The sequence below is a fragment of the Acidobacteriota bacterium genome (assembly GCA_020845575.1).
Classification (GTDB): domain Bacteria; phylum Acidobacteriota; class Vicinamibacteria; order Vicinamibacterales; family Vicinamibacteraceae; genus Luteitalea.
Genome location: JADLFL010000037.1, coordinates 15,514 through 29,577 on the forward strand (window position 1 = coordinate 15,514; position 14,064 = coordinate 29,577).

Here is a 14,064-nt window from a genome sequence, read left to right on the forward strand (position 1 = left end):
CCGTCGTCCTCCGTCCTGCACTCGTTAACAACGTAAAATCTGCGGGCTGCCGCGTCCAGACGCGTACGTCGGGTGCTAGATTCTGACGATGCCTCGAGGGGTACGTGCGTGGGCGCCCGTGGTGCTGGCCGGCGTGCTGGCCGCGCTGTTGCTCTCGCTTGCGTGGCTGCAGTGGCGATGGCTCGGCCAGATCAGCGCCGATCAGCGCGAGCGCATGCAGACAAACCTGCGTGCGCAGGTCACGCAGTTCACGCAGGATTTCGATCGCGAGTTGACGCGCGCGTACGTGTGGCTGCAGGCCGACCGCGGCGTCACGCCCGGCGTGACGCCGCCGCTCGATTCCGTGGGGCATTTCCAGCGCTGGTTCGCGTCGGCGCCGCACCCCGGTCTCGTTGACCGGATCTACGTCGCCTCGCTGTCGCACGATGGCCATGCCGGTCGACCCGCGTCGTTGGACGTGCAGCGCTACGACCGCGAGCGTGAAGCGCTCGAGCCTGTCGGAACCGACGTGCCGCCCGCGCTCGCAGCCATCCTCGACACCCTGACGACACTCCCCACCGACGGATCCGAGCGTGGTCCCGACCGCGGCCCGGGCCCGTTCGTGCCGCCCATCGCCGCCGGCGGGACCGCGCTCGTCATCGCGCGTCCGCCCGTGCCCATCGTGAACGCGGGCGGGGCGATCGTGTTCTCGCGCGAGCGACGGCCGTGGGACTACACGATCGTGTTGCTCGACACGGCGTTCATCCGCGAGTCGTTCCTGCCGGACGTCCTCGCCCGCCACTTCAGCGAGGCGACCCACACGCCGTATCGTGTCTCCATCGTCGATCGCGTCAGCGGCGCGCCGGTGTTCTGCTCGGACCACGACGCCGCACGCTGCGCGATAGCGTCGCCCGATGCGTCCGAGGTCTTCTTCGACGTGCGGACGCGCGAGTTCAACCGCTTCGTGGTCGACGATCGCCGCGGCACGCAGGTCCGTGCGAATGCGGCCGACGCGGGACGACAGACGCTCGGGCCCGGAGGGCCGACCCTGCCACCGCATGCGGAGGGGCCCGGAGGGACGGCGCCACCCAAGCAGGGCGTGTCGGTCACCGTCCGGCGTGGTGGTCCCGAGGGCGAGCCACGACGGCCCGATCGCGAGCCGCTGTGGCGCGCCGATTTCGCGCACCGGGCCGGGTCACTCGAAGCCGCAGTCGCGTCGACGCGCCGGCGCAACCTGTTCGTGAGTTCGAGCGTGATTCTGCTGCTCGGTGCCAGCATCGGGATGCTGGTCGTGTCGAGCGCGCGCGCGCGCACGCTCGCCGCGCAGCAGATGGAGTTCGTGGCGGGCGTCTCGCACGAACTGCGCACGCCGCTGGCCGTCATCAGGTCTGCGGCGGAGAACCTGGCCGACGGCGTCGTGGCAGACACCGCGCAGGTGCAGCGGTACGGACAGCTGATCGCTGACGAGGGGCGGCGGCTGACCGAGATGGTGGAGCAGGTGATGGAGTTCGCGGGCTTCGAGGCGGGTCGTTCGCTCGACCTGCGACCGGCCCTCGCGGCGGACGTCGCGCGGGCGGCCATCGACGCATCGGGCCCGCTGCTGGCGGAGACCGACGCGCAGGTCGACGTCGAGGCCCCCGAGACGCCGCTGTTCGTGCAGGCCGACCACGCTGCGCTCGCGCGGTCGGTGCAGAACCTGATCGCCAACGCCGTGAAGTACGGCGGCACCGACAGGTGGGTCGGCGTGCGCGTGGCGCCCGTCGACGCGCGGACGGTGGCGATCGCCGTGTCGGACCACGGGCCCGGCATCCCCGAGACGGAACTGGCGCGCATCTTCGAGCCGTTCTACAGGGGACAGCACGCGCTCGACGGACAGATACACGGCAGCGGCCTCGGCCTGAGTCTCGTGGACCGCATCGTGCGACAGCACGGCGGACGCGTGCAGGTGCAGAGCACGCCGCGCGGCACGACGTTCACGCTGCTGCTGCCATCTGCACCCGACCTCGCTGCGACGGCCGCAGTGGAGGAGAGTGTCGCGCGCGTCGACACGCGGCTCGAAGGGCGCGGACACGCCTCGTGAACGAGCCCGCCCGCATCCTGCTCGTCGAGGACGAACCCGGCCTGCAGCTCACGCTCTCCGATCGGCTGCGCCGCGAGGGCTATCACGTCGAGACGGCCGGCGACGGCGCGACGGGCCTCGACAAGGCGGCGTCGGGCGAGTTCGATCTCGTGCTGCTCGACGTGATGCTGCCGCGCAAGAACGGGTTCGACGTGCTGCGCGACCTGCGTCAGCGCGGCGTCGAGACGCCCGTCATCATGCTCACGGCGCGCGGGCAGGTGGTGGACACGGTGGTGGGGCTCAAGCTCGGCGCCGACGACTACCTGTCAAAGCCGTTCGAGATGATGGAGCTGCTCGCGCGCGTCGAGGCGCGCCTGCGCCGTCGGTCCACGCCGCCGGCCGTCACGCCCGCCAGCGAAGGACACGAGTTCGGGGACGTCCGCGTGGACTACCGCAGTGCGGAGGTCTTCAGAGGGGCCGATCGCGTGGAGCTCTCGGCGCGCGAGTACCAGCTGCTGCGATACCTGATCGAGCACCGCAACGAGGTCGTCTCACGCGATCAGCTGCTCAACGAGGTGTGGGGCTACAACGCGATGCCGTCGACGCGCACCGTCGACGTCCACGTGGCCTGGCTCAGGCAGAAGATCGAGCCCAATCCCCGCCATCCCCAGTTCCTCCTGACCGTCCACGGCCTGGGCTACCGCTTCGTCGGCTGACGGACGGGACAGCGGGCCGGGCCCGGTGCCTACGCCGTTGCCGGCAGACCGCGCTCCAGAATCCGCTCCATCGTCGTCGCGAACGTGTCGACTTCCTCGAGAGTCGTATAGACGTTCGGCGTTACGCGGATGCCTTCGAACTCGGGGTGCTTGATGGGCGTCACGATGATGCGGTGGTCCGCGTAGAGGTGGGCGGCGAGGCGGGCGGGGTCGACGCCAGGCGTGCCGAGATTGCCGATGGCGCCGCTCTGCGCCGGGTCGAAGCTCGTGTGGATGGTGGTGCCGGGATGATCCGCGAGCCGACGCATCCAGCGGTCGCGCAGGTACCGCAGCCGCGCGACCTTCCGTTGGACGCCGATGGTCTGGTGGAACACGCGCGCTTCGGCCACCGCGTTGTGATTGGCGGCCGGATGCGTGCCGATCTCCTCGAACTTGCGGATGTCGCGCGCCTTCGACGCGGCGGCCGGCGTGAGCGGCCAGAGTGACTCGATTCGCTCGCGGCGCGCGTAGAGGAAGCCGGTGCCGATGGGGGCCAGCAGCCACTTGTGGAGGCTGGTGCCGTAGTAGTCGCAGCCGAGGTCGCTGATTTCGAAGGGGAAGTGCCCGAAAGCGTGCGCGCCATCCACGATCGTCTGGACGCCGCGCGCCCTGGCGATGCGACAGATGTCGGCGACAGGGAAGATCTGACCCGTCAAATTGGTTATGTGACAGAAGTGGAGGACCTTCGTCTTCGGCCCGATGGCGCTGGTGAGCCGCTGGGTGAGGTCGTCCATGGACGGCGGCGGCACGGGGAACGTGACCTTCTTCAGCGAGATGCCGTCGCGGCGGACGCGCTGTTCCCACGTATCGAGCATGCGGCCGTAGTCCTGGGTGGTGGTCACCACCTCGTCGCCCGGCCGAAGGTCGATGCCGAGCTGAGCGATCTGCAGCGCCTCGCTCGCGTTACGGGTGATCGCCAGCTCTTCGGGGTCGCAGCCCGCGTCGAGCGCCAGACCCTGCCTGACGCGTTCGAGGTTGGGCTCCTGCTCCTGCCACATGTTGAACACGGGCGCCTGGTTGGCGTGGTCGAGGTAGCGCTTGAGCGCCTCGTGCACCACGCGCGGGCTCGGACAGACACCGCCGTTGTTCAGGTTGATGACGGTGCGATCGAGCGTGAACCCGAGCTGCACCTCGCGCCAGAAATCCTCGTCTGCCGCAACGTCGGCTGCCGTTCGTCCGCGCACCTGCTCGGCCGCGCGCGCCATCAGCGCCAGCCCGTCGCTCGTGAGCGCCGCCGCCACGACGGTCCCCGTCGATCCAAGCCGTGAAAGAAACGCACGCCGCGACGTCATGAGCCCGACTCCTGAAGGAATGGGGGGAGTCTAACATGCCGGCAGCCGGTTGCCGGACTATGCCATGATCCCCTGATGTCCCCGCCCGATCCATCAGTCCGACGTTGGGCGTGGGCGGCGTTCATTGCGGTCTGCATTTTCTGGGGTACAACCTATCTTGGCATCAAGATCGCCCTCGAGACTGTTCCGCCGTTCCTGCTCGGGGGGATGCGCTTCACGCTGGCGGGGTCGGTACTGGCGATCGCACTGCGGTTCCTGGGCCATCAGTGGCCTGACTTCAGGCGCGCACCAACATTTCTGGCTATTGGCCTAGCGATGCTTGGCTTCGGGAACGGCGGCGTGGTGTGGGCCGAGCAGTTCATGGCCAGCGGGCTCGTGGCCATCCTCGTGGCGTCGACGCCCTTCTGGATGGTCGGCATCGAGGCCATCGCCGGCGGCGATCGCCTGACGCGCCGCACCATCGGCGGTCTGCTCGTGGGCTTCGGCGGCATCCTGCTCCTCGTGTGGCCCGATCTCACGCACGCGCTCACCGAGACAACGGGGCGGACGTGGGTCGGCGGTCTCATCGCCACGCAGCTGGCGGGTATCGGCTGGGCTGTCGGTTCCACGATCTCCAAGCAGCGCCTGCGCGACGTGGACCCGCTCGTTGCCTCGGCGTTCCAGATGCTGGCCGGCGGCCTCCTGATGCTCGTCGTCGGCGGGAGCCTCGGGGAGTTCGGCCGCCTGGCGTGGTCGGGCCGCACCATCGCCGCCGTCGTGTACCTGTTCTTCGCAGGCAGCCTCATCGGCTTCGTCGCGTACACGTACGCCCTGCGCCATCTGCCCATCTCGGTCGTGTCGCTGTACCCCTACGTCAACCCGATCGTCGCGGTCCTCCTGGGGACGTGGATCCTGCACGAGCCCCTCACCTGGCGTATCGCCGCCGCCATCGCCGTCATCCTCACGGGGTCGGCGATCGTGTCGCGCGGGCCAAAGGCCGGGCACCGGTCACCGGGCACCGGGCACCGGATCGAGCGGACGGCCTCGGAGAACGGCGCGCCCCGAGAAGGTCGGGAGTGCCACGATGCAGGGAGTGTCGGCGGCTGAAGCCTCGGGGGCCCCGGAGTTCCTGCGCATCTTTGCTACCGTCCCTTTCGGTGCCCGGTGCCCGGTGCCCGGTGCCCGGTTGCCCGATACTGTCGCTGATGGCCCCCACCGCTCTCATCACAGGCGGCGCCCGCATGGGCGCGACGATGGCGCGGGCGTTGGCGGCGCGCGGGAGCGATGTCGCGCTGTCGTATTCGCGGTCAGCCAGTGCGATCGATGCGGCTGTCGGCGACGTCGTCGCGCTGGGCCGGCGCGGGTGCGCGTTCGCGGCCGACCTGCGCGATGCCGAGGCCTGCCGGTCGCTCGTCGAGCGCGCGACGTCCTGGGGCGGCGGGCTGGACGTCCTGGTCTGCCTCGCCTCGATCTTCGAACGCGTGCCGCTCGACGACCTCACGCCGGCCATCTGGCGTGAGCATCTTGCCGTCGACCTGGACGCGTCGTTCCACTGCGCGAACGCCGCGGCGACGGTCATGCGCCAGCGCGGCGCGGGGCACATCATCCTGTGCAGCGACTGGGTGGCCGCGAGCGCCCGCCCGCGCTACACCGGCTACGTTCCCTACTACGTCGCCAAGTCCGCCATCGTCGCGCTCACCGAGGCGCTGGCGCTCGAGCTCGCGCCGCACGGAATCCAGGTGAACGCCATCGCCCCGGGCCCCATCCTCCCCGCGGTCGGCGCCACCGATGCGATGCAGGCCGCTACGATGGCGGCCACTCCAGTGGGTCACTGGGGCGGCCCCGACGCCCTGACGCACGCCGTGATCGCGCTGCTCGACCAGGAGTGGGTCACCGGCCAGGTCGTCCGCGTCGACGGTGGCCGGCACCTCGCGTAGGGATTTCAGAATCGCGGGATTTCAGGGACTCGACGGCGGACAGGAACGGCAGAGCCGGACGTCGGTCGAGTTTACGAATACGGCAGAGTTATGGATGGCAGCCTGCGCGAGTCGAGCGCTGTAAGGCGCGGGCCGTGAGCCACTTGAGTGCCAACGACGCCTCGGACTCAGCCGTGGCACGGCGTATGCAATTTGGCGGCCACGCGAGAGCTGCTCGAGGTTGTCGAGGGCAGTCGACTCGTTTTTCCCGGAGGAGAATCGATGAGAAAGATTGCTCTCGCGGCAGCCATGGCGCTGTCGCTCACAGCGAGCGCCGCCTATGCCGGCCCGATCGTGCCCGCCCAGAGTGGCCCGGGCAACGACGTCATTGGCGATGGGGTGTGGGGATACCTCAACGCGAACGTCTACCTCGCTGGCGGCCCGGCCTACGCAGACGTGACCTATGTCGGCAAGGAAGCCGGCAACACCAACACGTTCTCGTTGACGGGGGCTAGCGGTTCGGTCAACTACAGCACCGCCAGCACGGGCGTGGGCACGACGACGAATGTCCTGCTCAATAGCGGGCTGATCAACTTCTCGTTCACGACGAACAATCCCGCTGCCACCGTATTCAACGGGGCGAACGTTCTGCCAAGCAGCGGCGGGATCAACTTCTTCGTCACCTTCCAGTTGCCCGGCAATCCGACGTCCGGTCAGGAGATCTGGCTCGCGCTGGATGATCAGGGTGCTCCCGACGACAACCACGACGATATGGTCATCAAGATCAAACTCACGAACGGGGGATCATTCTCCGTGCCCGACGGTGGGGCGACGCTCTCGCTGCTCGGCGGGGCGCTGATGGGCCTCGGCTACCTGCGTCGCAGGCTCAGCCTCTAAGACGGGTCGTCACCACGCGTGACACGAAAAGGGCCGGAGTCATTCCGGCCCTTTTCGCGTTCGGGAAGCGCAGGGTCCAGCGTTTCACGCGCTCGGGAGCGCTTCGATGAACTCGACCATCTTCTTGCGCGTGGCATCGTCGGGCAGCGAGCCGCGGCCGCCGGCGAGGTTGTCCAGCACGTTCTTGGCCTGACTCGTGGCAGGCGTGACGCACGTCACGGCCGGGTGGGCCGCCACGTACTTCAGGAAGAACTGCCCCCACGTTTGCGCGCCCACGGCCTGCGCCCAGTCGGGCACCTGACGATCGCCCACGCGCTTGAAGAGGCGCGTCCTGCCGAACGGCACGTACACCAACACGCCGATCTTGCGCTCCTGCGCGAGCGGCAGGATCGACGACTCGACGTCGCGGTTATCGATCGCGTAGTCGACGCCGATGAAGTCGAGCGGCTCGTTGCGCATCACCGTCTGGAGCTCGGCGTACTGCGACTTGTTGGTGGACGTGACGCCGATGTAGCGCACGCGCCCTTCCTTCTTCAATTCCTTCAGGATGCCGAGTTGTACCGGCACGTCGCCGAGGTTGTGGACCTGGATCAGGTCGACCTTCGGCTTCTTCAGCTTCGCGAACGACGCCTCGATCTGCGCGCGCGCGGCCGCCGGATCGGCACCGCCACCGCCGCGTCCCGCGACGTTGACCTTCGTGGCCCAGAACACCTTGCTCGTGATGCCGAGTTCGCCGGCGATGCGTCCGGCCACCTCCTCCGATGCGCCGTAGCTCGGTGCGGTGTCGAACACCGTTCCGCCCTGGTCGGTGAACGCCTTCAGCACCTCACGCAGCGCCGTCACGTCCTCGCTGCGCGCCACCTGTGAGAACGTCGCCGAACTTCCGAGTCCGACGATGGGGATGGCCTCGCCCGAAGAGGGGATGGCACGGGTGATGAGGGGCTGCTGAGCCAGAAGAAGCGCACGGTCGAACGCCAGCGCTGCGCCAGCGGCTCCGGCCGTGAGGGTGAGCCATTCGCGTCGAGTGATCATGGGTGGAATCCTCCAGCATGTCCGACGACGCCGCCCGCCGCAGCGTTGCAGGGAGCCTGGCGCGCCGGATCCCCGTCTCGCCGAAGCGCCGCAGGCGCCAAGGCGGTGCCCGGTGCCCGGATCAGAATGCCGTGAGGACCCAGACCCACGGGATCAGGGCCGCGCAGACGTAGAGGAGGGTCAGCGCGGCGACGATCTTGTGGACGTGGGTGAGGTGGAGCACCATCCCGAACCCGGCGGCGGCGAGCTTGGCCGAGGCGAGGGCGGGGCCTTCTCCCATCGACGCCATCAGCGACGCGAGCAGCGGATTGCCCTCGATGTCGGGGCCGTGGACCGCGATGCCCCAGTAGGTGAACGCCGCGTCGAGCGCCTGCGCGACGAAGAACGCGAGAATGGCGATCTCGCCCTTCGACAGGCTGCGGGAGTGGAACTTGCGGAGCAACGTCGCCATGGGGTCGCCTCGGAGCCGCGGGGCTCCAGCCCGTGGGAGTTCAAGTCCGATGCCGGTCGCGCCGCGCGGAAAACCTCGGGAAATCTCTCGCCGATGCCAGCCGTGCGCCAGACCCGCACACGCACACGCGCGCACAGTGTGCCACACGTGCGCACAGAGGGATCGGCAACGGGCAACCGGCAACCCGGCAACCCGGCAACCGGATCAGATGTCGCGACGGCGCGCCGCGCGGAAGCGGATTGCCGCCATAGCTGACCGGTTGCCGGTTGCCGGGTTGCCGGTTGCCGGGTTGCCGGTTGCCGGGTTGCCGGTTGCCGGTTGCCGGTTGCCGGTTACTCTGTGTGCATGCGCCTCGACCCGCTCGCCTACCTTGGTGACCAACTCGACGACCTCAAGGCTCAAGGGCTCTACCGCCACCTGCGCGTGCTCGAGAGCGAGGCGCGGTCCACCTCCGTCTACGACGGCCGTTCTGTCGTCAACCTGTCGTCCAACAACTACCTCGGCCTCACGACGCACCCGAAGTTGAAGGAGAAGGCCATCCGGGCCACCGAGGAGTTCGGCGTGGGGTCGGGCGCCGTGCGCACCATCTCGGGGACGATGGCGATGCACGTGGAGCTCGAGCGTCGGCTCGCCGAGTTCAAGCAGACCGAAGCCGTCGTCGTCTTCCAGAGCGGGTTCACGTCGAACGCGGGCACGGTCGCGTCGATCCTCACGCGCGACGACGCGATCGTTTCCGACGAACTGAACCACGCGAGCATCATCGACGGCGCGCGCCTCAGTCGTGCGACGATCAAGGTCTTCCCGCACGCCGACGCCGACGCCGCACGCCGCATCCTCGGCGAGTTGCCGTCCGGTCAGCGTAAGCTTCTCATTACCGACGGCGTCTTCAGCATGGACGGCGATCTCGGTCCGCTGCCCGCGCTCTGCGAAGCGGCCGAAGCCTACGGCGCGATCATGATGGTCGACGATGCGCACGCGAGCGGCGTGTTCGGGCGCAACGGGCGCGGCACCGTGGATCACTTCGGGATGCACGGCCGCGTGGACATCCAGGTAGGCACGCTCTCGAAGGCCATCGGATCGCTCGGCGGCTACGTGGCCGGCAACAGGAACCTGATCGAGTTCCTGCACCATCGCGCGCGGCCGTTCCTGTTCTCGACGTCGCACCCGCCGTCGGTGACGGCCACCTGTCTCGCGGCGCTCGACCTGCTGCTCGAAGAGCCGGAGATCATCGATCGCCTCTGGGACAACACGCGGTTCTTCAAGGCCGGACTTCGGGAGCTCGGGTTCGACACCGGCATCAGCGAAAGCCCGATCACGCCGGTGATGATCGGCGAGGGCGCCAAGGCGATGCAGTTCTCGGATCGCCTGTTCGACGAGGGCGTGTTCGCGATGGGGATCGCCTTCCCGACCGTGGCGCGCGACAAGGCGCGCGTGCGCACGATCGTCTCGGCGGCGCACTCGCGCGAGGAACTCCAGTTCGCGCTCGACGTCTTCGGCAAGGTGGGCCGGGAGATGGGGATTATCTAGATCGGCAACCGGCAACCGGCAACCGGCAACCGGCAGCGGGCGCCGGGCAGCGGGCAGCGGGCAGCGGATCGGATGGGTCGACAGGCTGGGCAATGGGATGGGCAGGAGAACGTCGAAGGACGGCACGCGCGGGTTGGGCGATCGGGCGCGGGCGCTCGTCGACGACTACACGCGCGACCTGACGGCGCGCGATCTGCAGCGCGTGTTCACGCGGGAAACGCGCGACATGGTCGCGTTCTTCACGCAGGGCACCGATCAGGCAGGGACCACGCAGCGCGATCTGCTGCGCCATCCGATCCGGCACGCCCGCCGGTTCTTCCACGCGTTCGCGATGCGGCTGACGGCCGCGCGCCGCGCCCTGTACGCCGCGGCCGTCATCCTCTTCGCGCTCGGCATCTTCGACGGGTTCACACCCGACTCCGGTGAGCCGATCTGGGCATCCGGCGTCGTCAAGCTGCTGCTGGCATTCGGGCTGATCCACCTGGTCCTGCTGCTGGAGGTGGCCGATCGCCTCACGCTGAAGCACGAGCTGACAGTCGCGCGCGACATCCAGCGCGCGATGCTGCCGGCCGGTACGCTCACGTCGGGGTCGCTCGAGGCGCACGGCGAGACGCGGCCCGCCAACACCGTCGGCGGCGACTTCTACGACATCCTCTCCCGGGCCGACGGCCGTTTGCTGCTGGTGCTCGGCGACGTGGCGGGCAAGGGCACGCCCGCGGCGCTGCTGATGGCGTTGTTCCTCGCCATGACGCGCACGCTGCTCGACGAGGCGCTCTCGCCCGCCGCGCTCGCGCTGCGGCTCAACGACCAGTTGCTGCGCCACGCCCCGCGTTCGCGCTTCATCACGGCGGTCATCGCGCTGTGCGATCCGCAGACGGGCGAGGTGCGGTACGTGAACGCCGGGCAGAACCCGCCGATGGTCAGGCGCGCGTCCGGCGGGATCGAATGGCTGGCGCCGACGGGCATGGCGCTCGGCCTCTCGCGCAGGGCCGCGTACGAGGAGGCCGTCATCACGTTGGCGCCGGGTGATCTCCTGCTGGCCTACAGCGACGGCATCACCGAGGCTGCCTCGCCGTCGGGCGAGCCGTTCGACGAAGCGGGCCTGCGCACGCTGGCGAATCATCTTGCCGGCCTCCGCGCCGGGCTCGTCGCCCGCCGCGTGATCGACGAGGTCGCCGCTCACACGGATGACTCGGCCCTGTTCGACGACCTCACCGTGCTGGTCTGCCAGCGGACGAGGTGACAGCCAGCGGCAACCGGCAATGGGCAACCGGCAGCCGGTCCGGCAGCTGCACCTGAAGGGGCACTGTCATTCCGCATTCGTCATTCGGCATTACCCTGTCCCTGCATGCGGCGCTGCGTGCTGATCCTCATCGTCGCGCTTTTCGGGTGGGCGTCGCCCGCGGCGGCGCAGCCTGTCGACCCGGTCACGGCGCTCGTGGTGCGTGCCGAGCAGGTGCTCGGGCCGGGGAATGATGCGGACGCGATTCGCGCGTTGTTCGCGCCCACTGCCGACGCCGGGCAGGTGGACGCGTTCGTGGCCGACGCCCCGCGCGCAACCACCACGCGGGCTGTGGTGCGCGAGCGCGACAGGCAGGACCTCCAGGGCGGCCTCACGCGCGTCATTGTCGACACGTTGATCGAGACAGCGGCCGTCGCGCGCGTCTCGACGTGGCGCCTCGACATCGCCGGAGCACCGGACGAGACGCGGGTCATCCAGTCGGCCGAGCGCCTCAGCGTCGTCGATGGTCTCGCGCGTCTGGCGCTGTCGGACCGTCAGTTCGCCGTCCGCAACCTGCGCATCTCTGGCGAGGATCTCGACATCGTCATCCCATCGGGCACGGCGTTCGTTGCGGAAGTGCACGGGCTGCCGACAGCCATCGTGGTACTCGGCAACGGCGAGGTGACGTTCGCCCCGGCGCCAGACTCCGAGAAGGGCCAGTTGACGCTGCTGACCGGACACGACGCGCTCCGCGCACGCGTGTCGCGCCTGTTCCTGCGCGTGAATCCCGCCGACCTCACGCAGCGCGTCACCATGAACGCGCTCGAGCCGATGGCCACCGACCGCACGCAGCTCGAACGCGCGCGCAAGCTGTTCACCGAGCAGGTGGGCCTGTCGTACAGCCTCGACCTGAGCGATCTCAGTCGCGAGACGTGGAACCTCGTACCGCCCATCGGCGACGTGCTGATCGACATGGATCTGGCGCGCTTCGGCCTGCTGTCCTACGCGCGCAGCGGCGGTGAGCCCGAGGACATCACGCTCTTCGACCGCAAGCGACGCAAGAACCTGTCGGTCTACACCTCACTGCGCAACCTCCGGGCCCGCGACGCCCTTCGCTACGACGATGCGGAGCGGCTGGAGTATGTGGTGACGCATTACAACGTCGACGTGTCGTTCGACCCCTCGCGCCTGTGGCTCGAGGGGCGCGCGGACCTCGACATGCGCATCACCGCGCTTGCGGCGCAGACGATCACCTTGCGCCTGGCCGAGCCGCTGGTGGTGCGTGCCGTCACCTCGGACGAGCACGGCCGGCTGCTCGCCCTCCGCGTCCGTGGCCAGAACAACATCGTCGTCAATCTGCCGGATTCGGTGAGGCAGGGGCAGACGCTGCGTCTCCGCGTGGCGTATGGCGGGCGCCTGCCGCCGATCACGCCCGAGCGCGAGACCATCGGCGCGACGCAGGACCAGGTGATGATGGAGATGCCCATCGAGCCGGAGCCCCGGTTCGTGTACAGCCATCGCGCGTACTGGTATCCGCAGAGCAGCGTGTCCACGTTTGCCACCGCGCGCATCCGCGTCACGGTGCCCGGCGAGTTCACGGTGATCGGCAGCGGCGTTCCCGAGGCGCCGACACCCGTCACGAGCCCGGACGGCCGCGTTCGGCGGGCCTTTGCCTTCTCGGCCGGCCAACCTGTCCGCTATCTCTCGATCGCCGTGAGTCGGTTCGTGCGCGCCGCGACGACGCAGGTGACAAGGCAGGCACAGCCACAACCGGCAACCGGCAACGGGCAACCGGCAACCGGACCACGCCTGTCGCGTCTCGGCAATGGCGTGTTTCACGAGACGACTGACGTCGAGGTGTGGAGTCAGCCGCGTCAGACGTCCCGCGCGCGTGGCCTGTTGGAGACGACCGTCGACATCCTGCGCTTCTACGGCGATCTGGTGGACGACCTGCCGTTCCCGTCGTTCAGGCTCGTGCTTGCGGAGGACCGCCTCCCCGGCGGACACAGCCCCGCGTACTTCGCGCTGCTGCACCAGCCCATGCCGGGCACGCCGTTCACGTGGGGGCGCGATCCCGTCTCGTTCGGCGACTTCCCGCAGTTCTTCCTGGCGCACGAACTCGCGCACCAGTTCTGGGGGCAGGCGGTTGCCGGGGAGAACTACCACGAGCAGTGGATCAGCGAAGGCTTCGCGCAATATTTTGCGCTGCTGTACGCGCAGAAGGTACGACCGGGGTCGGCGGTGACCCGCGTCATGCGGCAGATGTACAGGTCCGCCGTGGAGGCGAGCGACGAGGGGGCGATCTGGCTCGGGTACCGGATCGGGCACCTGAAGGGCGAGAGCCGCGTCTTCAGGGCGACCGTCTACAACAAGAGCGCGTTGGTGCTGCACATGCTGCAGCGGTCGATGGGCGAAGCGGCGTTCGCGCGCGGACTCCAGCGGTTCTACGGCCAGAGTCGTTTCAGGCGTGTGGGGACCGACGACCTGCGCGTGGCGATGGAAGCGGAAGGCGGGCAGCCGCTCGGACGCTTCTTCGACGGGTGGGTCTACGGCAGGGACATCCCCACGCTCCGGTATGCCTGGGACCTGGCCGACGATGCGGCAGCAGGCGCACCGGGCTCGGCCGTCGTCAGGCTGAGGCTGGTGCAGGGACCGCACATCCACGACATTCCCGTGACGGCGACCATCATCTACGCCGACGGCCGGACCGAGGACGTGGTGGTGGTGAGCCGCGAGGCGTCCACCGAGGTGCGCATCCCCGTCAGCGGGCGCGTACGCGAGGTGCGCCTCAACGAGGACTACGGCGCACTGGTGAAAACGGAGCGGATGCGCTCGTCGGCCGGCCCCGCTCTGCTATGATCCGCCCTTGCGGGCGCTCCCGCGCACGGGCCGGGCAAGCCCGGCCCCTACACCTCGAGGTACAGGGGGTGCGCTCGGCCATGGCGGGACGCAGCA

General features: G+C 69.0%; 11 protein-coding genes. 8 read left to right on the top strand and 3 right to left on the bottom strand.

Annotated elements, in window-relative coordinates:
* Positions 1 to 88 precede the first annotated feature (88 nt).
* Together IT182_10505 and IT182_10510 are read left to right on the top strand one after the other, a co-directional pair.
* A complete protein-coding gene (locus tag IT182_10505; protein MCC6163763.1) occupies positions 89 to 2,059 on the top strand; it encodes a HAMP domain-containing histidine kinase in 1,971 nt (656 codons plus the stop codon).
* Complete coding sequence (locus IT182_10510; GenBank protein MCC6163764.1) at positions 2,056 to 2,754, top strand: response regulator transcription factor; 699 nt, start codon at positions 2,056 to 2,058, stop codon at positions 2,752 to 2,754. The genes IT182_10505 and IT182_10510 overlap by 4 nt, the downstream gene beginning before the upstream one ends.
* A gap of 29 nt (positions 2,755 to 2,783) precedes the next feature.
* Here the strand turns inward: IT182_10510 and IT182_10515 are convergent, their stop codons facing one another.
* Positions 2,784 to 3,998, bottom strand: a complete 1,215-nt coding sequence (locus IT182_10515; protein MCC6163765.1) for an aminotransferase class V-fold PLP-dependent enzyme — start codon at positions 3,996 to 3,998, stop codon at positions 2,784 to 2,786.
* Between the two features lie 162 nt (positions 3,999 to 4,160).
* Between IT182_10515 and IT182_10520 the strand changes: the two genes are divergently transcribed.
* The 3 genes from IT182_10520 (at position 4,161) to IT182_10530 (ending at position 6,877) form a co-directional block, all read left to right on the top strand.
* Positions 4,161 to 5,171, top strand: a complete 1,011-nt coding sequence (locus tag IT182_10520; protein MCC6163766.1) for an EamA family transporter — start codon at positions 4,161 to 4,163, stop codon at positions 5,169 to 5,171.
* 98 nt (positions 5,172 to 5,269) lie between these two features.
* A complete protein-coding gene (locus IT182_10525) occupies positions 5,270 to 6,001 on the top strand; it encodes an SDR family oxidoreductase (GenBank protein MCC6163767.1) in 732 nt (243 codons plus the stop codon).
* A gap of 261 nt (positions 6,002 to 6,262) precedes the next feature.
* Positions 6,263 to 6,877 (top strand): VPDSG-CTERM sorting domain-containing protein, encoded by a 615-nt coding sequence (locus tag IT182_10530; protein ID MCC6163768.1) that lies wholly within the window; start codon positions 6,263 to 6,265, stop codon positions 6,875 to 6,877.
* Positions 6,878 to 6,961: 84 nt separating this feature from the next.
* Here IT182_10530 and IT182_10535 read toward each other — a convergent pair whose 3' ends face one another.
* A complete protein-coding gene (locus IT182_10535) occupies positions 6,962 to 7,909 on the bottom strand; it encodes an aldo/keto reductase (protein ID MCC6163769.1) in 948 nt (315 codons plus the stop codon).
* Between the two features lie 121 nt (positions 7,910 to 8,030).
* On the bottom strand, positions 8,031 to 8,360 hold the full coding sequence (locus IT182_10540) for a hypothetical protein (protein ID MCC6163770.1): 330 nt from the start codon (positions 8,358 to 8,360) through the stop codon (positions 8,031 to 8,033).
* A gap of 345 nt (positions 8,361 to 8,705) precedes the next feature.
* Between IT182_10540 and IT182_10545 the strand changes: the two genes are divergently transcribed.
* From IT182_10545 to IT182_10555, 3 genes are all read left to right on the top strand, one after another.
* Positions 8,706 to 9,887, top strand: coding sequence for a glycine C-acetyltransferase (locus IT182_10545; protein ID MCC6163771.1), 1,182 nt, complete (start codon positions 8,706 to 8,708; stop codon positions 9,885 to 9,887).
* Between the two features lie 97 nt (positions 9,888 to 9,984).
* Positions 9,985 to 11,130 (top strand): PP2C family protein-serine/threonine phosphatase, encoded by a 1,146-nt coding sequence (locus IT182_10550; GenBank protein MCC6163772.1) that lies wholly within the window; start codon positions 9,985 to 9,987, stop codon positions 11,128 to 11,130.
* Between the two features lie 105 nt (positions 11,131 to 11,235).
* On the top strand, positions 11,236 to 13,968 hold the full coding sequence (locus IT182_10555) for a hypothetical protein (GenBank protein ID MCC6163773.1): 2,733 nt from the start codon (positions 11,236 to 11,238) through the stop codon (positions 13,966 to 13,968).
* Positions 13,969 to 14,064 lie beyond the last annotated feature (96 nt).